Genomic DNA, 23,246 nt, shown 5'->3' on the forward strand with positions numbered 1-23,246 from the left:
CTTTGTGAATAACCAATAACTAATGACTAATGACAAATTATGATATGTCGATTTTTTGATTCTTCATTTTCTTAAAAGGAACTCGAACCAAGTTATAAGCACCCTTGGTTGATAAATTCTTGTAATCATCTGGCTGTAAGTCCATTTGTAAAAACTTTTTCTGTTCGGCCAACAGTAGCACTGAGGAAGGTTTTAGTCCTTTAGCAGCCTGGTTTTTAATATGCTCTACAGCCTCTTGGGGAAATTTTAAATAATTTACGTGGATGTGGCTGTAAAATACCACACTCGGCTTTTTAAAGCCAAGCATAATCAATTCTTCGTTTGGTTGTTTTGTTTCTAAAATCACCGCAGACAATTCCCTTAAGGGTAATTGACGTTCTCGATCGATAAAGAACGAAGCAGGTGTTAAGACAAAAATTACAAACGCCACAAACCCGATTAAATTAATACCGATAATGTAGTTCCAGCGGCGACTCAATAATAAACCCGCAACCAAAACAGCAGAAACTAGCCAAATTATACCCGCGATTACTGGTAAACCAGATTGTTCAATTAATTCGTGGAAGTTACTTATAGCTGGATCGGTACCTAATATGTGGGTGATGTTGAGCAGTGCTGTTGCCAGAACTGATAAAAATACTACATTCACCCAACCACTCATGCGCAGCAAAGACGCGGAGATAGGCAGAGTGGGAGAGGGGGAAACAGGAATTGTTTGCCGTGTCTTTGTATCTGCAAAAACGTCGCTCCACAACAGGGCTACTAGGATTGCTGCTGCTGGCATTAAAGGTAATACGTAGCTAGGGAGTTTAGTAACGGCAATGCAAAAAAAGGCAAAGATGCTAGCAAACCAGAACCAGGCAAATAAACCAAATTGCTGAAAACGTTCAACAGATCGCCAATGCGATCGCTGCCAAAATTTTAGTTTGATTATAGAAGCTGGTAAATACACTGAGTATGGCGCAAAACCCAACAGCACGACTAAAAAGTAAAAATACCAAGGTGCTGAGTGACCATTAACTACTTCTGTAAAGCGTTCCAGGTTGTGATAACCAAAAAAGGAGTTAATGTAGTCCCAACCATTGCGCCAAATTACTAAAGCATACCAGGGTACTGACAAAATTAGAATTATCAGTATACCTACGAGAAGGCGCATTTCTCGCAAAACCTCTCGCATTTTACCCACGTAAAGCAAAAAGGCAGCAACAATTAGTCCCGGCAAAACAATTCCCACTGGTCCTTTGGTCAAAATTGCGCCAGCAATCAGCACATAAAAAGCTAAGTACCATTTATTAGGGAATAGGGCATGGGACATCCCTTCGGCTTCGCTCAGGGCAAGTGAGGATTGGGCATTGGTGATTAATTCTACTTCCCTGCTCCCCTGCTCCCCTGCTCCCCTGCTCCCTTCCTTCCCTGCATACCCTAGAAAGAAACATAACAAAGCCGATGCCATGCATCCGGTGAGCAGCATATCAGAGACACCCGTTCTCGCCCAAATAATAGTTTCGGGATTGAGTGCCATCAACGCGGCTGCTATAAAAGATGTTAAGTAGCGACGAGTAGGACGTGAAACTTGCTCTAATTCGTCTTGTTTAGCCAAATACCACTGGATGGTGTAAAAAGCTAAACAAACTAAGCCGAATGCGGCGATCGCAGAAGGAAGGCGTACTGCCCATTCATTCACACCAATCAGATGATATGCGATCGCCTGACACCAGTAAATTAAAGCAGGTTTATCGAAACGAGTGTCACCATTGAAAAATGGGGTAATCCAATCACCTGTAACGAACATTTGGCGGGAAGCTTCGGCAAAGAGCGGCTCTGTCTCATCAATTAAGCCAATGTTGCCCAAATTCCACCCAAAAGCCACCCAACCAACCACTATCAACCACAAAATCGACACAGTTAGACTCAGGGCTGGATTTTTTGCTATTTTGTTGAACCACCGATCGACAGTGTGCTTAACACTCAATTTCATTCTCATTTAGTCAATAGTCAACAATCACTAATCAATAGTCGTTGGTTATCTATCTTTTGTTCTTCAGAGTTTTTAATTCAACAATTTTCCTCTATCCATTACTTAACACTTTACCAACTGTAGGGTAAGAATGTAAAAATAAAGGTTTGAGCATATTTATTAGGCTTCTTGGCATTGTGCGAAAAGGGTAAGGGGGAAGGGGAAAAGGTTCTGCAAAAGTCCCTTTCCCCTTTCCCTTTAACCTTTACCCTTTTCCCCCTCTTGCCAAAAGCACTTTTGCAATAAGTCTATTGACTCAGCACAAGTTGCCATTCTCTATTTTGGGAATTCCACTTAGGTAATTGAGTTTCACCAATAATATAAGGGCCCCAGTAACGACGGGAACCATCTTGTGCAAAAGCAACTAAAACATCTCCCTTTTCCAGCTTTAAATTATTTTGAGGTAGGGATAGAACCAGTCCCTTCTCACTACCTTCTTCGGGAGCAAAATCCCAATGTGCCGGTACATCGTAGTGAGTTTGTTTTTTACTAGCTCCTTTTGCTACTGACTCTCTTGCCAGTAGAACCAGCCGCACAGGCTGATTTGTTTGATTGCTCATTCGCAAAGTACCTCGATCCTTGGCAATGCTTGTTGATTTATCACGCTCTGCCAAGACAGGATAAGTATTCTCTTTAATGCTATGTTCTACTCGATTGGTTGGGGTAGGTACTGGAGTAGATAGACTAGTGGAAATACTTTTTTCAGGTACAACCGAAGTTGTATGCCACTCTTGAGTTTTTGTTGGCAGTTGTGAAGATGTGTCTGGGTTTGTATCTGGGTTAGTGGACTCAAAGGATACGCTCAGTCCAAAGCATCCCACCAGAGCAACAAGCAGTCCCAAGCACAAAGCTGTAATACCGACGTTCCGATACACTGAAGATTTCATATTGATAGTTATTTAGAAATAAATATTTTGTCTAGGCTTGACCAAATAGTAGCCTATTATCCCAAAAGGCAATCACACAGATAGCCGAATATAGACTTTCCTCAAATTAGGAAGAGGAATGTATGATAAATATCATTTTGATTAGAAAATATTTGAAGGATATAATCTCTTTGATGTTTGAAAAACAAGAGATCCAGACATCCATTACTTTGGTTTTTTACCGTAAGTATGGATAAAAACAAGATAATTTTATACCTATTGAGCCAATTCATTTCTATAAAAAAAATAAAAGTTTCCTGAAACCGTTAGCAGCCTCAACAAGGCGTCCTTTGCTAAACGTCAGTGCTTAAAGATCCTCCTTTCTAAATCTACGCAAGTTTATTCTCCTGTTGAGAGACGCTACGAAAAGCTTACTTCCATACATGAATACAAGTCAGCAAACGCGCTTAACGAACTAGCTTCCTTAAAAAAGGAGAATTTTGAATCATTTTCCCATTTTTTCAGGCTTGCTCGTGAGGATCAAACTAAATATTTATTGTTTCCAAACATCTTCTAAGAAACTGTACTTCTAAAGAAGATGATAGAATAGTCAAATTTGAATAAACACTGCAATTCCAGTAGATATCTACAATAGTAACAAACAAGCTGATGCTAAAACCAATATCCTTCTTACATTAATATAGATATATTTCAAGATATCTTGACTTTTCCCAGAAGTCCCTTTGATGCAAAACACTCGTCTCAATAATTTGTTCGATGCTATTGCTACACGCTTTGGGCAATGGTTTTTAAATCCTTGGCGACGATTATCGTTGCTGATAATTAGTTTTTTGTTCGGTTTTTTTCTGGGAAACGCAGTTTCCACTACAGCTGGACAACGGGCAGAGTTGGACATTGTAGCAGCTGGTTTTTTAGTACTGTTAACGGAAATTACCAGCCGGGTATTTTATAGTCGCAGCTTTTTGGATCGGCGATCGCTCTTGATAGACTCACTAAATCTCCTCAAAGTTGGTTTCATCTACAGCCTGTTTCTCGAAGCTTTTAAGCTGGGATCGTAGTCAGATGGAGAATTTATGAATTTGTGGCTGAGTGTTTTGGCAACCAATGGGCCGGGGGAAACTTGGAAGCAGGAAGCAAGAGAAGCAGCACTGGCAGATCGGTTAAGGGCTAAAGCTTTTGGGATCGCGCCGGAAAATGTTGATGAAATGATCGAAAGGCGATCGCATTTACTAAAATCTGTCTTTCCAGCTTTTAGCGAATTCTGTCAAGCAACTCTCCAAATACAACCCCAGGAAATGTTACAGGTATTGTGGGACTTGTGGCTGCCTTTGGGAATCAAACTAGCATCGCAGCGCCAACAGTTGAGACGCCCCCTGATTCAAGGAATATTGGGAGGACAAGGTACTGGTAAAACCACAATGTCCAAAATTCTCATTTTGATTCTCGATCATTTGGGATACAGGACTGTGAGTTTATCTTTGGATGATTTGTATAAAACTTACAGCGATCGCTTGGCTTTAACACAGCAAGATCCCCGCTTGATTTGGCGCGGGCCACCGGGAACTCACGATCTAGACTTAGGCTTAAATGTACTAGATCAAATCCGTGAGTTACAAAGCCCGGTGATGCTTCCCCGGTTTGATAAATCAGCTTATGGAGGTGCTGGCGATCGCACTAATCCAGAAATGGTTACGGATGTAGATATTGTACTATTTGAAGGTTGGTTTGTGGGTGTGCGACCAATCGACCCTGATTTATTTGATACTGCACCGCCGCCAATTGTCACAGATGAAGATAGAGCATTTGCCCGTGAGATGAATCTTCGCCTCTACGATTATTTACCACTGTGGGAGCGATTAGACAGTTTAATTGTGCTATATCCCACTGATTACCGCTGTTCTTTGGAGTGGCGCAAACAGGCAGAACAGCAGATGATTGCTGCGGGAAAATCCGGGATGAGTAGTGCAGAGATAGAGCAATTTGTCAATTATTTTTGGCGATCCCTGCACCCGGAATTATTCATCACGCCGTTGGTAACAGATGCGACAGCGGTTGATTTAGTGATTGAGATTAATCCCGATCGTAGTATTGGTCAAGTATATTGCGATCGCACTTAGGGCGTTAGTTCTCAAGCAAATCAGCTAAAAACACTATACTTTGCTCAAAGCGTGATTTATCCTTGCTTCCCATTCATCCCAAGCTAGTCTCATACTAATTCGTATTTGCTCATGCTTCTGGTTGTAAGTCATTTTGAGAATAATAATTAGGGTTGAAGTTTAAGATAATTTTTTCTTCCAAATCATAATTTTTTTCCAAGTATACATCATCTAATAAATAAGCATTCTGCTTATAACATTCAGTAATTATTAAAATAAAATCTTCAATATTTTGACAGATGGTAATCCATTGGTTTTCTTTTGAACAGAATACAACAGATTGGTCTGAAGGCAATGTTCTGACGCAATAGTAATCAACATCGCAATACACTAGAAAAGGAATCATATCTGGTTGCCATGCCCAAGGCTCAGGGTTTCTATGTACTGCTTTTAAAAGATTAATTATTTTATCAAATTCATAAATATTTATTAAATCGCAACCAGGAATGAAATCTGTAGGATAATCAAACTTTTCGATTAATTTAGATACAGATAAACCTTTGACGCAAGAGTATATAGCTATTAAACCTTCAGGAATTGGATGAATTTTGATGCAATCTCTGATTATTTCATCAGATACTCCTTCGTCCATTGCAGCTATATATCTTGGTCGTTGGTTTTCAATAATTTCAAGAATATTTTGAAAATCGCGTTCAATTTTTTCTCTTTTTTTCATTATTTAATGCCTTTATTTTGTAATTATCAGCAATTGTGAGCAAGTCATCATATAAACGGGAGGGGTTTCTGAGGCGGTTATTGCCAGTTCTTCTGATGAAACGCTCAATTTTTTCAGTCAATATGCTACACACTACTCTCATCATTTCATTTTTGGAAATCTTTCAGGATGCTATAAGCATTATTTAGGAGACTGATATTATATAGCACCTCATAATACGCAAACTAAATTAGCGATCGCTCTTTGGGAAAAACTTTTTGGTTTACTGATCGTGTAATTCGTATCTTCCGCCTTGAGGACGCCAAGCTGCAAAATCTTCAAAGCTTACTAGTTTGGGTATGGCTTGAGTCATAAATTTTTACCTTGGCTTGTATGTTGTTTTAATCATCAATGCTTTTAAAGTTGACAAATTGCTTTTAAAACTTGTAGCAACTGACTTGAACGCTCTCTTTCCATTAAATTTAATTCTGGCAACAGATAATAAATAGGGGGATTTCCTTGTTCTATATAGACAAACTGATAACTTCTACCATTAGTCGTTAATCCCCAAACTGATTTTTGGTTATCTAAATTTTTATAAGCATAAGTAAGTAGCTGAGACAAACCTGTTGATATATCAACTTGACAGTTTTTAGATTCAATCAACAGTACCCAAAAATATGTTTGAGCTTTTGTAGTTTTAGCTTTATTAACAGCTAAAATATCAAATCTTCCTTTAATTTTTATATCTTCATCTTCAACTTCAATATCAGCAATATTCTCCTCCAAAATAATCTCTATCGGATAGCGATAAAAACCAGCTAATCTTAGTAAAGGTGCAACTGCAAGAAACTTAACCTGACCTTCAGAAACTTTACCTATTGTTAGGTATCTATCAAAGTCATGCTGAATTTGTTTTAGTTCCTGCTGTTCTGCTTCCGTAAGAGGTTCCAAAGATAAGTAGTTAGAAAATGAATCATTATACTGTCTTTGAAAACTAAACAGACGATGAACTTCTTCTAAGGATAAGTTACGAGCGTTGAGAATTGTCATATATTTTTGGTTAATTCAGGTGCAACTCAATCCAAATTCCCTATATAAAACCTATTTTAAACCCTGGTTGATTACATAGAATACAAACAATTGGTAGGGTAGCACGGCTATGCTACCCTACGCGAGCAAAATTCAATCTAGCTGAAATTCTACAGAGTAAATGGTTTGCGATTACGATCTATCAGACGATCCCATTGCATAGTTAAAGTGCTTCCCATTTTTTCCTGTTGTTTTGCCCACACCGATAGTAAGTCTAGACAAGAGTGATCTATATAAGCCAAGTCTTGCATATAAACATGCAATTCACTTCCTGGAGGCACCAGTTCTAAAATATTCGCCAATTTTGGTAGCCTTACAAATGTTGCTGCACCTTGTAAATAAATGTCTATTCGCTGATTATCTTCGTGCTTAATAACTTGGATATTCAACACAGACATTTTGTGAATTAGTAATATTCCTGTCAACAAAATACCAATTAAAACACCTGTGATGAGGTCAGTAACAACAATCCCGATTAAAGTGGCAGCAAATATTACCACAGGAAAACGTCCATACTTTTTTAACTGGCGAATATGTTCTACTTCGATTAGTTTGTAACCAGTAACAACTAGAATTGCTGCCAAACTAGAAATGGGAATTATTTTTAGCAAGATTGGGGCTGCAATTACTAAAATTAACAGCCAAAAACCGTGAAGTATCGTCGATAATCTAGTTTTTGCACCAGCTTCTACGTTTACAGAACTGCGGGCTATCACTCCTGTCATCGGCAAAGCACCCAAGAACCCACATATAATGTTGCCAATTCCTTGGGCTGTTAATTCGCGATCGAAATCGGTTCTTGTCCCGGTATGCAGTCGATCTACTGCTACGGCTGAAAGCAAACTTTCTGTACTAGCAATGAATGCGATCGCGATCGCATCTAGCAAAACTGGTGCCTGAATTAAGCGTGGTAAGCTGGCAAATGTTGGTAATTGAATTGCTTGTGCTAGATTTCCAGGTACATCAACATACTGAATCGGTAATCGATACACTGTAGCGATAACGGTGGCAATGACAACGGCGACAAGCGCGCCAGGTATCAACTTTAAACTATTGGGTTTAAATTTTTCCCACAGCAGAAGACTGATAATAGTTATTACACCTATGAGTGCCGCAACGTGATGAACGCTACCATCAATAGGGAAGAAAGCTTTGTAAATCGTGTTGGGAATAGAAATTAAATTCTCAATGCCGTGTATACGCGGTTGGTCGTCTAGCATGACATGAAATTGGGAAGCGAAGATTAATATCCCAATACCTGCAAGCATTCCATAGATGACAGCCGGTGACATGGCGCGAAACAACTGACCAACTTTAAATATACCTGCGAGTAATTGGATTAAACCCGCTAGCAGCAGAATTGGCCCAACCATTTCAATGCCATATTGTTGAACTATTTCTGCGACAATCACAGCCAGCCCTGCTGCTGGGCCACTGACTAGCAGTGGAGAACCGGAAACAGCACCAACAATAATTCCGCCTACTATTCCTGTAACTAAGCCGCGAGATGGCGGAAGTCCCGAAGCGATCGCAATACCCATGCAAAGAGGAAGGGCGACAAGAAACACCACAAATGATGCCGGTACTTCACTAGTCAATGAGGATTTGTCTATGATTGCTTTCAAATTTCTCATTTGCTTCTCCTCTTATGAAAAGTTTTTAATTTTTGGCTGCCAAGGTGAACTGTTACAATGCAACCGAAACTAGACTTGCATTGAATAGTTCAAACCTATTCACTGAGTTTTCATTGCAACAGAATTGTACTGCCATACTCAGCCCTGAAATAGCAAGCACAAAATCATTAAGTTAAATTGACTTACGGTTATAGTTACTATTTACATTTCTTAATGATTACAAGTCTATGATAACAATAGTGTTATCTGATTGATGTTACATAACTTTTTTATTGGATTTGTAGCAAAGTATTAAGTTAAATTAAACAATGGATTAGAATTATCTGAAAAAAAGGTATATTAGAACACATTTTATTAAGTTTGATTTTCTCTTAAGGATTTTAACCCCCAACTGCTACCTATCCCAAAAAATTAGCTTTCCAAGCATATTGATTATTATTCTCTGGATTTTGAGAAATTATTTTTGAAAGTCTCTTAGCGCTTGATGGGATTCATCCAAGCTTCTAATCGGCTAAATGCTTGGGAAGAAAGTAGCGTCAAACACAAATAAACCACTGCTACACCTGCGTAAATTTCAAAAGCGCGATAGTTATCAGCAACAATTAGCTGTCCTTTACGTAGTAATTCTTCAAACCCAATCACAGAAACTAAGCTAGTATCTTTCAATAAACTGATAAACTCATTACCCAAAGGTGGAATCATCCGCCGGAAAGCTTGGGGAAAAATTACATAACTCATAGTTTGCACAGAACTCAAACCTAATGATTTTGCTGCTTCTGCTTGTCCTGGTTCAATTGATTGAATTCCAGCACGAACAACCTCGGCAATGTATGCAGCGCTATTCAAACTTAAAGCAATTACCCCAGCGCTGAGACGATCGAAAGAAAATGTCCAACCAAATTCTTGTAAAATTGCTGGTAAACCAAAGTAAATCATAAAAATTTGCACTAGCAAAGGCGTTCCTCGAAAAAAATCTACATACGCCCTCGCCAACCAACGCACAGGTGCAATATGAGAAAGGCGAACAATACCAATTAAGCAACCGCCAATTAAACCAAATACTACAGAAAGTATTGTCAATTGCAACGTGATCGATGCACCCTGCAATAGACTTGGAAAAGCCTGCAATATCACGCTAATTGAAGTTAATATTTTAGATGCGCCAGCGTTAGTTTGATTCTCAAATGGTGATTTAGCTGGTAGTGATGGTGGTTCAACTTTAAACCATTTCTGGTAAATTTGGGAATAAGTGCCATTTTTCAGCACTCTATCCAAGCCATCATTTATCAATGTCAAATTTTGCGAGTTTTTAGCTGTAGCAATTCCATAAAACTCCTCCGTCAGCAATTTCTGTACTACTTTAATTCCCTGAAGATTACCTGTATTAATTGCATATAAAGTCACAGGTGCATCATTAATTACCGCGTCTACATTACCGTTGAGCAATTCTTGCAGGGCTAAGGGTGCAGAATCAAAACTGCGAATTTGTACCCCAGGAATACTTTTAGCCTTTGCAGCCCCAGTTGTGCCAATTTGGACTGCAATTTTTTTATTTTTGAGACTGTCAAAACCAGTAATTTCTTGATTGTCTGCACGAATTGCGATCGCTAACCCAGCCTTAAAATAAGGACGGGAAAAAGAAACCGTCTTCGCCCTCTCCTCAGTAATCGTAATCGAACTAATAGCCGCATCTACCGTTTTGGCTTGCAAAGCTGGGATAATGCCATCAAAAGGCAGACTTTGAAAATTCACTTTAAAGTTAGCAGAAGAAGCAATCGCATTCATCAAATCAATGGAAAATCCCTGCAACTCGCCACCTTTTCCTTGAAACTCAAAAGGTGGAAACGCCGGTTCTGTAGCAACCCGCAAAGTTTTCCCCGCGCTAGAGTTCCCAGCACAGCCAGCCAGTAATAAACAACTAAAACCTACGAAGACACATAAATACAGCCAACGCATACAACCAACTTTAGCCATATTATTTTCTCTCCTTCTGTGCCTTTGCGGTTTCTTAAAATATTACAATCAACTGTAGAGCAGCTTGACATAAGTAATGGATAATACCATCCCTGCGATTATTTTTGAGAATATCGAAAAAAACTTTGGTTCCCTAAAAGTCCTCAAAGGAATTACTGGCGAAATCAACCGAGGAGAAGTTGTTGCAGTTATTGGTTCCTCCGGCTGTGGTAAAAGTACCCTACTACGTTGCTTCAACCGTTTAGAAACCATTGACAAAGGGCGTTTAATCATCAACGGAATTAACTTATCCCGGCCCACTGTCAACTATAGCCAACTGCGGCAACTACGAACACAAGTAGGCATGGTGTTTCAACAGTTCAACCTGTTTCCCCATCTCAGCGTCTTAGAAAATATGACACTCGCACCGCGTAAAGTCTTGGGTAAAACAGCAAAAGAAAGCGCCCAACTAGCGAGATTATATTTAGAAAAAGTTGGTTTATCTGACAAAGCCTCTGCTTATCCCGAACAACTTTCTGGCGGAGAAAAGCAACGAGTAGCGATCGCTCGTAGTTTATGTATGAATCCTCAGATCATGCTATTTGACGAACCCACCAGCGCCCTAGATCCCGAACTCGTCGGTGAAGTTCTGCAAGTGATGCAACAATTAGCCACAGAAGGCATGACAATGGTGGTTGTTACCCATGAAATGCAATTTGCAAAAGAAGTAGCCCATCAAGTGATATTTTTAGACAAAGGTATTGTCACAGAACAAGGCCCAGCCTATGAAGTGCTGACCAATCCCCAAAGCGATCGCCTACGTATTTTCCTAAGTCGCCTCAACGTTAGATAGTTAGGAGTTAGGAGTTAGGAGTTAGGAGTTAGGAGTTAGGAGTTAGGAGTTAGGAGTTAGGAGTTAGGAATTATAAATTTAAAGCTTCTTTTGAACTCATTACTCATTACTCATTACTCATTACTCATCACTCATCACTCCTCACTCCTCACTACTTAAAGGTACTCACGCAAAAAATCAAAGGGATCGTCTTCCCAACAAGGTTCAGGTATTAGCCAAAATAAACTACCGCTGATGTCGGCTTCAATTTCATCACCGTCGTCTCTATCAAATAGTTCTATCAAAGCTGTCCAATCACGTTCTCTGAGAGATGTTATCGATGGGGCATCTAGCTGGAGATTATTTGAGTAATTCACGCGCAAAGTTGTGCTTGACAGCCGTAAAAAGTTAGTCTAGAAGTCTAGAAATAATCAGATTCTAGCTTTGACAATCGCAGTTATACTAATTCAAAATACAAAAAGTCTGATTTAATCTGGCTTTTTAGGTTTATATCGATCGCATTCTTTTTTTTAATGAGTATTAAATAGTTATTTTGATACTATTAAATATGGACTCCTCTTATAAGTGTCTCACAATTTAAATAGGACTGCTATAGTATTTATTACATATTACAAGCGGAATTTACTCAAGCTAGAAAAACCCTTGAGGCTGAGATTCTACTAATTCCACGCCAAAGACTTCCGCAAAAGATTGTGCTATGTAAAAACGCACTTCTTGGCAGGTGATACCTGGAATCCATTCGGCTAAACTGCCTACAGGTTTGTCAGAAATACCACAGGGGACAATGCGCTCAAAGCCTGTCATGTCTGGACAAACATTTAACGCAAAGCCGTGCATAGTAATCCAACGGCTGACTTTAATACCAATAGCCGCAACTTTTCGCCCTTGCAACCAAACGCCAGTAAAAGCCGGAATTCTTTCTCCTTGCAATCCATAAATTGCCAATACACGAATTATTACTTCTTCGAGTTGCCGTAAGTACCAATGCAGGTCTTTGCGATAACGTTGCAGATTTAAAATTGGATAGCCCACGAGTTGACCGGGACAATGGTAAGTAACCTCACCGCCTCGTTCAACTCTATGCACATCGTATTCACCTTTGTCAATCTCAAATTTGATAAAGTCTGAGTTGCTTCCTTGTCCCAAAGTGTAGATAGGTGGATGTTCTAGCAAAATTAACACGTCATCTAGACTTGGGTCGTGAATGCGCTCACTTAGAAGCGATCGCTGCCATCCATGAGCTTCTAAGTAAGGCATTAATCCTTGATTATACAGCAAACAAATTTTTTTTTGCGAGCTTTTACTATGGATCATCCCAAAATTCAACCGTATAAAGAACTAAATATATTTCAAGTTACATAATGAGAATCAAAAATTGTCAAGCTTTGCAAAGGATTTTAAAGGAAAGTCAAGGGAAGATGCATTAGAAAAAACAAAGTGCTAGCTTGAATATTAACCTCAATAGGTTTTAGGAGGAATTCTCTGCAATAAGCATTATGCCAAGACAATAAGGAAGAATGTACTGGCTGATGACTTTAATATCATTGTTTGCATTTCAAACAGAATCAAACTTCCACAGAACCTTGTATTCTTGAACAACAGCAAGCAAACCTCAATCGAACACAGAAGGAGCAAATATCAACAGTTCTGTAAGCATTCCTTTAAAGGAAAAGGTAGTCATAGGAGCTACAATTAGATTTTCTCAACTCTTGAGTGCTAATTGGATATACAATAAGACATCAGCGCAGAGATGAGGAGGTAAATCAAGGGTATACTTGACAATTCCTCAGATGCAGCAACCTGAGAGATAGCTTAACAGCAGTAGATACAATATAGTTCACAATTTGTTTTGGCGGGAGTAATAAACCTTACCGCAATTTCTTTTCATACAAAGCAAATTCACACATCTAAAATATTCAGCGGGAGAGTATTACATGAAGCTTGTCATCCACGGCAAAAATATTGAAATCACCGATGCGATTCGTGAGTATGTACATCAAAAAATTGAAAAAGCAGTTAGTCACTTTCAAAGCATTACAAATGAAGTGGATGTGCATCTTAGCGTCGCCCGGAATCCCCGAATTAATACAAGACAAGCGGCTGAAGTAACTATTTATGCTAATGGTAGCGTTATTCGTGCCGAGGAAAGCAGCGAGAGCCTATATGCCAGCATTGACTTAGTTGCAGATAAAATTGCGCGTCAACTGCGGAAATATAAAGAACGGCGTCAAGACCACAAAACTCACGCTCAACCAACAGAAGTAGTTATTCCAGAGTCGATAGTAACAGATTTAATTGGCGATCGCACCGCCGAATTGCCCAACGAAGTCGTCCGCACCAAATATTTTTCTATGCCGCCGATGACTGTTGCAGAAGCTCTAGAACAACTGCAACTCGTAGGACACGACTTTTATATGTTCCATAATTCTGAAACTGGAGAGATTAATGTAATTTACGAACGTAACCACGGCGGTTATGGTGTCATCCATCCCCGCAATGGTAACGGAAATACTAACGGCAAAAATGGCAAGGCAAGCCATACTAATATAGTCATGCCGGAAAAGTCGCATTCTGGTAAATAGGCACTGGAGAATAGGGAGATCAGGAGAGGAGGGGAGAAGTTGCAGTAAGTCTTTCTTCTCTCCACCTCTGCCTCTTCTAATGTCCATTTCCTCATTTCGCAAACTTTTGCTAAGTTTTCAGATATTTAGAAAAGATTTTCACTTTAAAATAGCAAACTTATCCATAACTTTCTAGATGATGTCTGCACAAGCTAGATAGTAAAGATTGACAGTTTCTCTAGTTTGGAAGTAGACATCAGACTTTTGTGTTGTACTGCGCAAAACATAGCCACATCTGCTTCACTTTGCATCCATAGTACCGAAGGAATTTTTTATCGAACATAATTCAGGAGTCAGGAGCAAAGCCAAAGAAGCTCCGCCTCCGATAGAATATAGCCCATCACATGACAACTCATACTTTTTATTTATCCAACCCTATTTTTAAGTTAGATACAAAATTTGAGAAAGTTGTGAGCAAATATTTCAATTAAACAGTTTTTTCATCTATTAAAAATAAATTTTCAAAATTGAGTATTCAGAATAGGTTAAACTGCATATATAAGCTGACAGAATATTAGTACCATTGTGCAACAAATCTTAATACATAGGTTAAGAATAAGTGGGTTTTGTTGGCATATATTGAATGACATTAAGGAGGTAAATATCATGCAAAAAGAATATATGGAGATTTTAGAATCATTAATTAATCAACTGACATTATCTGCAATATTAGAAATGTTAGAACGAATATGTCACAAAAAAGCGGAAAATCTGAGAACTCATTGGCAAGATGAGACTTCAGCAAAGCTTTGGGATAAAGCCGCTAGACAGATAGAACAGATAAATGTTGATGTCTGATTGAAGAATAATTCAAAATTCAGAGTCAAGTTTATACCCTTATTGCATAACTCTGCTATCAATTGGGAGCGAAAGATCGCGAGACCATTCATTCCAAGAGCCAAAATAATTTTTAGCAGAAATTCCTGCCTCTTCAAGAGCTATTAATGTATTTGCAGCCCTTGAACCCTTAAAGCAGTAAATGTACACAATTGACTTTGAAGTAATACCTACTGACTGACAAATTTCTCGGATTTCATCTGGCGATCGGAACGTAGGGATTTCCGATTCAGAATTCATCAGATGATGCCATTCTAACCATACAGAGTTAGGGATTCTACCTTTGCGGGGACAAAAATCAGGATGGTAAGGAGAAGAACTCAACCCAAGCCATTCGTTGCGATCGCGCACATCTAATTTAATAATTGCTGGATTCTCAATTGCTTGCAACATCTCTGTGGTAGTCACCATGATGTCAGCATTAGGATGCAATCTAAATATGCTGCTTTCACGCTTCGGTACTTCATCGGTAGTAGGTAATCCTGCCTTGAGCCATGCTTTATATCCTCCATGTAAAATAGATACCTGAGCGCAACCCAAATATTTCAGTAAGAAGGCTGCTCGACAAGATTGACCATAACCTTTATTTAAAGCATCTTCATATACAATTAAATGTTCTGCACCAGATATTCCAACCCGGCTCATGATTTCTGCAAAATACTTTTGCAATTCCTTTAATCCTGCTGGGGAGGAATTTTCTAAAAGATAGGTGAAAAAATCTCTAATATTTATGGCTTGATAAATATGAGAAATATCATAATCTTCTTGACTTCGCGTATCGATAATCACAGTTTGTGATGATTTTTCTGCTAACAGTGACGTGACTTCTTGAGGAGAAATGAGGAGTTTTTTATTCACGCTTTCATGCTTCTGTTATGTACCATTAGGCATTATCGCCCTTGGTAGATTTGCATTTTGGAGTGCAAATTACAGAAGAATAAATGTTGAATGTTACGAGAGAACTTGCATTGCAGAATTTTCAGTCAGAATTTCGGCACTAATTAGCGTTAAATGTTGATCGCGCCCTACTTGCAGCAACCTTCTAAGTACTTCAGTTTCTAAACCTTGACATTGGTAGCGATCGCTAACTAACATTGCAAACTCAGCTTCATTTGTACCGTGCAATTTACTTAAGCTAGCAATGGCTATCAAAGCCAGTTCTGCAATGGCTCAAACCGAGCAAACTCCGACTCTAGCTGCCATTGAATCCGCGCGCGATATCGCTCTTTTGCAAAAAAGCACTGCACCCTTGAGAAACAGAGGTTTCACCAGGGGTATCGCTTGCACAAGCTCCAACCATTGCCTTAAACTCAGGCGACTTCCAGAGACTATTTCCCGGAGCGAAACTATATTCTAAGCTATTGCGAGCCAGTCGCTTGAGGTCTTTATATCCTAGTCCATATCTCGTTGCCGCTAACAGATATTCATGACTCAAATCAATGCGGGAAATGCCTTCATCATCTGAAGCAAGGGTCATTGGTACTCCAGCCTTCCAATACTCCCTAAAAGGATGCTCATCTCCCTGGACATTCAAAATGACTTCATTACTGGTCAGGCAGATTTCGACCAACACGCCGAGTCGCCGCATTTGCTCCATCAACTCGAAGGGACGCTCCTCAAAAAGAATATCCACGCCATGTCCGATGCGAGATGCCTGTGCCACTTCTACAGCTTGCCGAATATGAAAACGTAAATCCTCGGTCGGAACCAAACCCAGAGTTAACTCTCCTGCATGGAGTGCGACCTTGACATCTGGATATTGGCGTTTGAAAAATTGCAGCATTTGCATTTGCAGAGTGTAGTCGCGCAGTGCAATCGGGTTGTCTTCTGGGGCGACGAGATTAATGCCAACTACCCGCGAATCCGATGAAGCTAGTGCAAAGGCATAAGCTAACTGAGCAAACACTTCAACGGGCGACTTTGTTCTTGTCGTTTGCTGCAAATAGCGCACCGTCACTGCACATCCAGGCTGTGCTGATGGAGTGCCGCAACCGAGTGTTTTCGAGACTTCGCTCTCCAACTGTACAAATTGCTGGCTGCCCAGTGTCACTAGCTTGGTTAATCCTCGTTTGAGCAATTGACGGTGCATCTCTTGCAAATCTTTATTCCAACCAACTTCACGCCCTAGCTGTCGAACCTCACTGCCCTGAACGGTAAGCATTAACTCTAGATAATTAATATGCTGCGAAGCTGCCCGATTTGCTACTTCCGCGACCATATCATCCCGACGGCTCATAGAGTCTGATATTGGCCCAAAACCACTAAAAGCTTCAAAAAATTGGTCGTGTCCCGATTTACCAGCAAATTGGAGGTTGCGAGTAGACCAACGATTTATTAAGGAATCATAAACAGATGTTCGGTTTAACAATTCTGAAGCTGGAAAATAGCTACTGTCCTGACCGCAAGCTTTAGGTTCAACTAAAGTCCCTACCTTTGGATTCACACAATACCCATCGGTGGCAGCCCACTCTAGATAGTGTTCTGCGTACACAGCCCCGCTGAGATGACTGTGGATATCTCCTCCCTTCGGCATTCGCTGTACAAATGCTCGTAAAGCGCCTGACTGTGCGCGATGGGCTTCAAACCAACTAGCAGCTTGAGCTTCACTCCGAGTCGAGGTTTGTTGCGAATTAGATGGGACTTGGGCTGCTACACTGAAGATAAAACAGCTAGAACTCGTTAATACTCCTAAAAACAAATAATATAAGGGCGCTCGTCTACGCATATAGATTTATTTTTTTGTAAAACATGGCCAGTATGAGTGTAGTTATCATGCTGTTTAAAACTATCAACTATCAATCTTTATAAGCCAAATAAACTATAACCTAAGATAGATACGTATTAATTAATTTTATTTAGGTCAATCAGAATTTATCATTTTTTAACATTAGTATTGCCAGCAGATCCGCTGACTTCGCGCCCACTCGAACCAAAGTGAAGCGTTCGCGTAGCATCTCGTAGAGAAGCAATCGCAAAATCTCCAACTAAGAACTAGTCCATACGATTGCTTGTCTGCAACACGCACTTGCGTTCGTAGTTCCTCCTCTCTACAAGACGCTGCGCGATCGCAATGATAGTTATTCTTTCAGTGCAAAATAAAAACTGGGATGCATTCCTTAATAACTCTATTGCATCTAGAGATTCATTCAGACTTAATAATGGTATCAACTGATAAGTTCTAGATGAAAATGAATGTAAACTAAATAACTCGGCAATTTTTATCTAGCTTAACGAAAATCTAAACAGCGTCTAGCACAACTAAGCTAAAAATAGTTTTCAGTAACAATACCGTTCGTAAATGTAATCATGTCTCAACCAACTATAGAATCAATCCTACAAGAAAACCGCCTCTTTCATCCTAGTTCAGAATTTTCGCAGAACGCCCATATCAAAAGTCTGGATGACTATCAGCGTCTCTGTGACAAAGCCAAAGCCGATCCGCAGCAATTTTGGGCAGATTTAGCTGGAAAAGAATTAGAATGGTTCCAAAAATGGGACACAGTATTAGATTGGCAACCACCTTTTGCTAAGTGGTTCGTTGGCGCTAAGATGAATATTTCTTACAACTGCCTTGACAGACATCTCACCACTTGGCGCAAAAATAAAGCCGCATTGATTTGGGAAGGAGAACCAGGTGATTCCCGTACCCTTACCTACGCCCAACTGCACCGGGAAGTTTGCCAATTTGCCAATGTATTGAAGCAACTAGGCGTACAAAAAGGCGATCGCGTTGGTATTTATATGCCAATGATTCCCGAAGCTGCGATCGCCATGTTAGCTTGTGCCCGAATCGGCGCACCCCATAGTGTAGTATTTGGTGGTTTTAGTGCCGAAGCTTTGCGCGATCGCTTAATCGATGCTCAAGCTAAACTGGTAATCACGGCTGATGGTGGTTGGCGCAAAGATGCGATCGTTCCTCTCAAGGCACAAGTAGATAAAGCCTTGGCTGACGGTGCTGTTCCCAGCGTTGAAAATGTCCTCGTTGTCAAGCGCACCGGACAAGAAACTTATATGCAGTTGGGCGGACGCGACCATTGGTGGCATGATTTGCAAAAAGGTGTATCAGCCGATTGTCCCGCCGAACCGATGGACAGTGAAGATATGCTGTTTGTCCTCTACACTTCTGGCAGCACCGGCAAACCGAAGGGTGTAGTGCATACAACTGCTGGTTATAATCTGTATACCCATATCACCACCAAGTGGATATTCGACATCCAAGATACAGATGTATATTGGTGTACCGCAGATGTCGGTTGGATTACTGGACACAGCTACATTGTCTACGGCCCTCTTTCCAACGGTGCAACCACGATAATGTACGAAGGTGCGCCCCGTGCTTCTAATCCTGGTTGCTTTTGGGATGTAATTGAAAAATACGGCGTGAATATTTTTTATACAGCACCTACAGCAATTCGGGCATTTATTAAGATGGGCGAACAACATCCGAATGCGCGAAACTTGTCTTCGTTGCGTTTGCTGGGAACCGTCGGCGAACCGATTAACCCCGAAGCTTGGATGTGGTATCACAAAGTTATAGGTGGAGAACGTTGTCCAATAGTTGATACTTGGTGGCAAACGGAAACCGGCGGTATCATGATTACACCGCTACCAGGAGCAATTCCCACTAAACCCGGTTCGGCAACCCTTCCCTTCCCTGGAATTATTGCAGATATCGTGGATTTAGAAGGAAACACCGTACCCAATAAGGAAGGTGGTTATTTGGCGGTGCGCCATCCCTGGCCAGGAATGATGCGGACAGTTTACGGCGATCCAGAACGCTTCCGCCGCACTTATTGGGAACACATTCCGCCCCAAAATGGTAACTATACTTACTTTGCTGGTGATGGCGCAAGACTTGATGAAGACGGTTACTTTTGGGTAATGGGTCGTGTGGATGACGTGTTGAATGTATCAGGACACCGACTCGGTACAATGGAAGTAGAATCAGCCTTAGTTTCGCATCCAGCAGTTGCAGAAGCGGCGGTAGTGGGTAAGCCAGATGAACTTAAGGGTGAAGAAGTAGTGGCTTTTGTGACTTTAGAAGGCACTTATCAGGGAAGTGAAGAACTGAGTAAAGAACTCAAGCAGCACGTTGTCAAAGAAATCGGTGCGATCGCACGTCCGGGAGAAATTCGCTTTACAGACGCTTTGCCCAAAACGCGATCGGGTAAGATTATGCGGCGCTTGCTGCGGAATCTAGCCGCCGGACAAGAGGTATCTGGAGATACTTCGACATTGGAAGATCGGGGTGTGTTGGATAAGTTACGAGAAGGTGTGTAAATAATTCCAAATTAGCTTAATAAGGGCGCATATCAATACTGGACGCTTTGTGGATTTCTAACTCGGAATTGGATTTGGGAAAAGGTTAAGGGGTAAAGGTTAAAGGTTTTTTCTTTCCCCTTTCCCCTGCCCTTTTTCCCCAAAACCCGACAAGTATTGGGGCGCATATATATGTGCGCCCTTATCGTCTCTCTTGTGATGCATTACGCGCTAACGCAGGCCAATTTATCATAAAGATTAGAACATTATTGAGGCATTCAGGGCGATGAAGGTGAAGTGCAAATCCAAATCAGCATTTGTTCAACCTGTTGGCTGCATGATGCTGAGTATTTTCAGTGTAATGGGGATATCACCATTAGTGTTAGCGGTTCCTGGAAAAGTTTCTTTGCATTCGCCAGAACAGCTTGCACAGAGACAACCACAAAAAATCGCCCAATCTTCAGGTACAGATACACCAGAGCGATCGCAGCTAATCCAACAAGCTAATGCTCTGTATAGTCAAGGAGACTTTAAAGGTGCAGAAGAAAATTTACGCCAATTTATTAAAAAATTCCCAGAAGATGCTTTTGGGCACTTTCAATTAGGAAATGTGCTTTTTCAGCAAAAAAAATCAGAAGAAGCAATTAGCGCCTATCGAGAAGCCATTCGTCTGAAGCCAAAATATGCTCTAGCCTACAATGCAAGCGGTATGGTTTACGCAAGTCAAAGTCGCTGGCAAGAAGCCATTACTGAATATAAAAAAGCTCTGGAAATTAATCCTAATTATGGCGAGGCACTGACTAATTTTGCGCTAGCAATGTGGCAAACAAATAAAAAAGATGAGGCGCTATCTTCTTTAGAAAAAGCTTTAAATATTTTCAAATCACAGAATAGAGGTGAAAAAGTTAACCAAGTAGAACGAATTTTAAAAGAGATCAAAACTGCTGATGATTCTGGTGTTTCATGAAAATCATAGTTAAGAAGAGTTGCTGCGATCGGCTTTAAAGATGCTTTGCTAGAAATGCGATCGGGTAAGATTATGCGGTATTACTGGGGAATTTGATCGTGCAGTAAGAAACATGTGACGATACTCAATATTAAAGGATAGGCTTGTCTAGAATAAGTTGTGGGAAGGAGGATAAGGATAATTTCATGCAAAGACGCAAAGTTTCTTAGAAACTTTGCGTCCTGCAATGAAAATGCAAAAATGGATTATAAAAATAGGTAAGTAATGATGTGTGATTGCACTTATGTTTGAAGCTTTCATCTGAAGAGATTGTAAACCGCAGCAGTTTGCCCACCAGATACTTCTTGTGGTTTTTTCTCATGTCCATCACGAATATAAAGCTTGTCTCCATACCATACAGGCTCATTACCAGCTTTAATCTCAATCATTAATACTGTATGTTCCATATATGTAAGCGGAGTTAAACTTGTATTAACTGCTGTCTTTAACCATTCTGGTAATTTTGAATCGCGAATTTTTCTGCTGATAGAAAGAATGTAGTCATCAAGGCTAATATCTTTTAAACGTGCCTCTCGCTCTAAACCTACAATACCAAATGTAAAAAAACGAGGAGCAGTAATATTGTCCAACTTTTCAATGCGTTGAGTATCTTGTTCTTTATCAGTAACACCAATAAATATATATCCCTTTTTTCCTTTTCCTAAATTTGCTATTGCAGCAATATTTTGTATAATTTTTTCTAAGTTTTGATCATCAAATCTTCTATTTTTATCTTCTAAAGTATACAATCCCTGTTTAAAATCATAATTAGGTGCTTCAGTTTTTGAGCGTCTCAAGTAATTTTCAAAATCAATAGCATATGATCCACTGCTGCGAGTTGGACTATTAGAATGCTTAAAATAATTTTGAATTAATCCTTTAGTAAGATTAATATTGTCGATTCTATTTTCCGTTTTAACAGTAGGACTCATTTTAATTTTTGTTATTAAATTTTGAACAGCAGCAAAAACTTTTTCGTACTCAAAAGGCTCCTTAGATTCTTTGATAATAAGTTCATAAAAAGACATAAATAATGTATAAAAAGGCTCTTTGACTGGATTACTTCCTCCAGATTTACGACTTAAAATATTTCTTAAAAAGTTATTTTGTTTTGATATATTAACAGCATTAATAGCATTTAATATATGAGATAAAACTGTTTTTATATCTTGTTGAAGATTATCTTCTCCATATTTGGCAATAGCCAATTCTATTTTGTCTAATTTATTATTATCGCCTTTTCCATAGTAAGCATCAAAGTTTTCTTTGCTAGCTGCAAAAGGTTCTCCTAATGCTATAGAAAGTATTATATCTGCTAGTAACTGTTCATCCTCACTATCTCGAAGGCCAGAAATACGTAGTATTCCTTGATTGCACCAAAATGTATCTTCTGCATAGACTCCATATCCAAGAGCAATAGATTTGGCATCAATACTAATCTCAGGCATTTCAGTGAGAGGAAGTTCTTCTCGTGACACATCCCCACGAATTTCAGCTGCAAGAAACCTAACCAAAGTTGAAAACTTTGTTGTGACTCCAGCTTGTCTTACTTCTTGAGGTGATAGATGTTTACCATTTGAATTAATTCGATTGAAAATATCTTCAATTTCATCAATTAAATTGGCTCTGTATATTGTTACTGCAACGGAATACTCTAAAAATTTTGCACAAATATCAGAATCCCAGGAAGCGGATTTATTAGCATCTACCGACTTAAACACTTTTGCTTGACTCAACTCGTATGCGAAAGGATGTTTAGTAACATCAAAATATTTATCTTGGACAGAAAACTCATTTTCTATGAAACTAAATATTGCATTAAGTCTTTGCATACCATCAATTATTTCATATACTTCTTCTCCATCACTATCATTAAATACTCCCAGTAATATTAATGGAATAGGATAATTAAGTAATAAGCTTTCAATAAGACGAGTTTTTTCACTTTTTGTCCAAACAAGCTTACGTTGATATCTACGATTGACAATTAACTTTTCTGTTCTATAAAGACGGTATAACTCTAGTACACTTGTACCTTTTGGAGTAATGCTCATAATATCTTTTCTACTTTGATTTAGAGTAAAAATTTTTGACCATAATTCAAACAGAGTCGATAGCTATAACGTTTCTCGATTGAGTCCAATACAGATTTAATAAGAGCAGCCCCAACCCTTGTAGCGTTAGAGGGTAAGATTCAAAGCCTCTTTCGTTTTAAAAGAGAAGTCAAAGTGTATTGCATACAAATGGGAAGCGCTATATTTCATTGCTTACTCTTA

The 23,246-nt window shown here is 39.6% G+C and carries 19 protein-coding genes; 7 read left to right on the forward strand and 12 right to left on the reverse strand.

Going from position 1 to position 23,246, the window contains the following annotated elements; genetic code table 11:
- Positions 1-37 precede the first annotated feature (37 nt).
- Together NSTC731_RS11720 and NSTC731_RS11725 are read right to left on the reverse strand one after the other, a co-directional pair.
- Positions 38-1,984, reverse strand: coding sequence for an ArnT family glycosyltransferase (locus tag NSTC731_RS11720; RefSeq protein WP_445630948.1), 1,947 nt, complete (start codon positions 1,982-1,984; stop codon positions 38-40).
- Between the two features lie 281 nt (positions 1,985-2,265).
- Positions 2,266-2,904, reverse strand: a complete 639-nt coding sequence (locus NSTC731_RS11725) for a hypothetical protein (protein WP_445630949.1) — start codon at positions 2,902-2,904, stop codon at positions 2,266-2,268.
- A 725-nt stretch (positions 2,905-3,629) separates the two neighbouring features.
- Here NSTC731_RS11725 and NSTC731_RS11730 point away from each other — a divergent pair.
- Both NSTC731_RS11730 and NSTC731_RS11735 read left to right on the forward strand, forming a co-directional pair.
- A complete protein-coding gene (locus NSTC731_RS11730) occupies positions 3,630-3,962 on the forward strand; it encodes a DUF565 domain-containing protein (protein ID WP_445630950.1) in 333 nt (110 codons plus the stop codon).
- Positions 3,963-3,977: 15 nt separating this feature from the next.
- A complete protein-coding gene (locus NSTC731_RS11735) occupies positions 3,978-5,021 on the forward strand; it encodes a glycerate kinase (protein ID WP_445630951.1) in 1,044 nt (347 codons plus the stop codon).
- 109 nt (positions 5,022-5,130) lie between these two features.
- On the opposite strand, the gene NSTC731_RS11740 is transcribed toward NSTC731_RS11735, so the two are convergent.
- From NSTC731_RS11740 to NSTC731_RS11755, 4 genes are all read right to left on the reverse strand, one after another.
- Complete coding sequence (locus NSTC731_RS11740) at positions 5,131-5,736, reverse strand: SMI1/KNR4 family protein (protein WP_445630952.1); 606 nt, start codon at positions 5,734-5,736, stop codon at positions 5,131-5,133.
- 396 nt (positions 5,737-6,132) lie between these two features.
- Complete coding sequence (locus NSTC731_RS11745; RefSeq protein WP_445630953.1) at positions 6,133-6,768, reverse strand: restriction endonuclease subunit R; 636 nt, start codon at positions 6,766-6,768, stop codon at positions 6,133-6,135.
- 149 nt (positions 6,769-6,917) lie between these two features.
- Positions 6,918-8,441, reverse strand: coding sequence for a SulP family inorganic anion transporter (locus NSTC731_RS11750; protein WP_445630954.1), 1,524 nt, complete (start codon positions 8,439-8,441; stop codon positions 6,918-6,920).
- A 474-nt stretch (positions 8,442-8,915) separates the two neighbouring features.
- Positions 8,916-10,415, reverse strand: coding sequence for an ABC transporter permease subunit (locus tag NSTC731_RS11755; RefSeq protein ID WP_445630955.1), 1,500 nt, complete (start codon positions 10,413-10,415; stop codon positions 8,916-8,918).
- Between the two features lie 76 nt (positions 10,416-10,491).
- Here NSTC731_RS11755 and NSTC731_RS11760 point away from each other — a divergent pair, with 76 nt between their 5' ends.
- Positions 10,492-11,247 (forward strand): amino acid ABC transporter ATP-binding protein, encoded by a 756-nt coding sequence (locus tag NSTC731_RS11760; RefSeq protein WP_445630956.1) that lies wholly within the window; start codon positions 10,492-10,494, stop codon positions 11,245-11,247.
- 155 nt (positions 11,248-11,402) lie between these two features.
- On the opposite strand, the gene NSTC731_RS11765 is transcribed toward NSTC731_RS11760, so the two are convergent.
- Positions 11,403-11,603 (reverse strand): hypothetical protein, encoded by a 201-nt coding sequence (locus NSTC731_RS11765; RefSeq protein ID WP_445630957.1) that lies wholly within the window; start codon positions 11,601-11,603, stop codon positions 11,403-11,405.
- Between the two features lie 274 nt (positions 11,604-11,877).
- Positions 11,878-12,561: a lipoyl(octanoyl) transferase LipB gene (gene lipB, locus NSTC731_RS11770; RefSeq protein ID WP_445630958.1), complete on the reverse strand. Its 684-nt coding sequence runs from the start codon at positions 12,559-12,561 to the stop codon at positions 11,878-11,880.
- 620 nt (positions 12,562-13,181) lie between these two features.
- On the opposite strand from lipB, the gene hpf reads away from it, so the two are divergent.
- Positions 13,182-13,829, forward strand: coding sequence for a ribosome hibernation-promoting factor, HPF/YfiA family (hpf, locus tag NSTC731_RS11775; RefSeq protein ID WP_445630959.1), 648 nt, complete (start codon positions 13,182-13,184; stop codon positions 13,827-13,829).
- A 645-nt stretch (positions 13,830-14,474) separates the two neighbouring features.
- Complete coding sequence (locus NSTC731_RS11780; RefSeq protein ID WP_292860261.1) at positions 14,475-14,666, forward strand: hypothetical protein; 192 nt, start codon at positions 14,475-14,477, stop codon at positions 14,664-14,666.
- 39 nt (positions 14,667-14,705) lie between these two features.
- Here the strand turns inward: NSTC731_RS11780 and NSTC731_RS11785 are convergent, their stop codons facing one another.
- The 3 genes from NSTC731_RS11785 to NSTC731_RS11795 form a co-directional block, all read right to left on the reverse strand.
- The gene (locus tag NSTC731_RS11785) at positions 14,706-15,563 is read right to left on the reverse strand and encodes a sulfurtransferase (protein ID WP_445630960.1); all 858 of its coding nucleotides are present in this window, start codon (positions 15,561-15,563) and stop codon (positions 14,706-14,708) included.
- A 93-nt stretch (positions 15,564-15,656) separates the two neighbouring features.
- The gene (locus NSTC731_RS11790) at positions 15,657-15,857 is read right to left on the reverse strand and encodes a GNAT family N-acetyltransferase (protein ID WP_445630961.1); all 201 of its coding nucleotides are present in this window, start codon (positions 15,855-15,857) and stop codon (positions 15,657-15,659) included.
- A 40-nt stretch (positions 15,858-15,897) separates the two neighbouring features.
- On the reverse strand, positions 15,898-17,430 hold the full coding sequence (locus tag NSTC731_RS11795; protein ID WP_445630962.1) for an adenosine deaminase: 1,533 nt from the start codon (positions 17,428-17,430) through the stop codon (positions 15,898-15,900).
- A gap of 581 nt (positions 17,431-18,011) precedes the next feature.
- Here NSTC731_RS11795 and acs point away from each other — a divergent pair.
- A complete protein-coding gene (acs, locus tag NSTC731_RS11800; RefSeq protein WP_445630963.1) occupies positions 18,012-19,985 on the forward strand; it encodes an acetate--CoA ligase in 1,974 nt (657 codons plus the stop codon).
- A 265-nt stretch (positions 19,986-20,250) separates the two neighbouring features.
- Positions 20,251-20,931: a tetratricopeptide repeat protein gene (locus NSTC731_RS11805; protein ID WP_445630964.1), complete on the forward strand. Its 681-nt coding sequence runs from the start codon at positions 20,251-20,253 to the stop codon at positions 20,929-20,931.
- 296 nt (positions 20,932-21,227) lie between these two features.
- On the opposite strand, the gene NSTC731_RS11810 is transcribed toward NSTC731_RS11805, so the two are convergent.
- Positions 21,228-23,024: a GmrSD restriction endonuclease domain-containing protein gene (locus tag NSTC731_RS11810; protein WP_445630965.1), complete on the reverse strand. Its 1,797-nt coding sequence runs from the start codon at positions 23,022-23,024 to the stop codon at positions 21,228-21,230.
- Between the last annotated feature and the right edge of the window lie 222 nt (positions 23,025-23,246).

The sequence above is a fragment of the Nostoc sp. DSM 114167 genome (genome assembly GCF_052692655.1).